General features: G+C 68.9%; 1 protein-coding gene. It reads right to left on the bottom strand.

The window, feature by feature from the left end; all coding sequences use genetic code 11:
* On the bottom strand, positions 1-769 hold a 769-nt coding region (locus tag E4631_RS25685; protein WP_133658572.1), incomplete at both ends, for a TolC family protein.

The raw sequence follows: 769 nt of genomic DNA, 5'->3' as shown, positions 1-769 counted from the left end.
GGATGCCCACCGAGCCCTGCACCCCCTGAAACCGGTCACTGCCGGTGTAGTCCTGCTCCGGGCCGCCCACGCCGCCGATGGTCTGGGGCCCCTTGAGCGACTGGTTGAAGTAGCCGAGCGTGACGTTGGGCAGGCCCAGGGCCTGCTCGGCCTGGGTAGCCGCCTGGCGCTGGGCAATGAGCTGGCGCAGCACCTGAGCTTGCGGGTTTTGGGCCAGGCGCACGGTGTCGCCCAGCGCGGGCAGCACCACGGGCTCCAGCGGCCGCAGCAGGCTGTCGGCTACGTTTACCGCCTGCCTTTGCTGGAGCAACGCTTGGAGCTGGCGCTGGGCCACCTGGTAGCCGGTGCGGGCCTGCCGAATCAGGGCCCGGGTCTCGCCCTGCTGCACCAGGGCCGTGGCGGGCTCCAGGCGGGCCACCTCCCCGGTTTTAAAGCGCAGATTGGCCGCCCGCAAAAATTCAGTGTAGAGGCTGTCCTGCCCGCGCAGCACCTGCACGCGGTGGCGGGCAAAGACCGCCTGCTCGTAGTTGAGGCGCACCTGCCGGCGCAGCTCTGCCTGCACCTGCGCGAGTTGGAACTGCTGCCCGCTCACTTGCGCGTTGAGCAGTAGGGCCTGCCGGCGGTACACACCGGGCAGCGAGAAGGTTTGGCTGATGGTGAAGTTATTGTCCCGGCGGTAGGTGTTGTACTGCCCGTAGGTGACGCCGATGGTCGTGCGGCCCACGTCGGTAGCGGTGCGGCGCAGCGCTTGCTGTGCTTCCAGCGAGCG

It is taken from the genome of Hymenobacter sp. UV11 (assembly GCF_004684095.1).
Lineage (GTDB): Bacteria > Bacteroidota > Bacteroidia > Cytophagales > Hymenobacteraceae > Hymenobacter.
The sequence above is the reverse complement of the archived record's forward strand: the minus strand, read 5'-3'. Positions and strand labels throughout refer to the sequence as shown.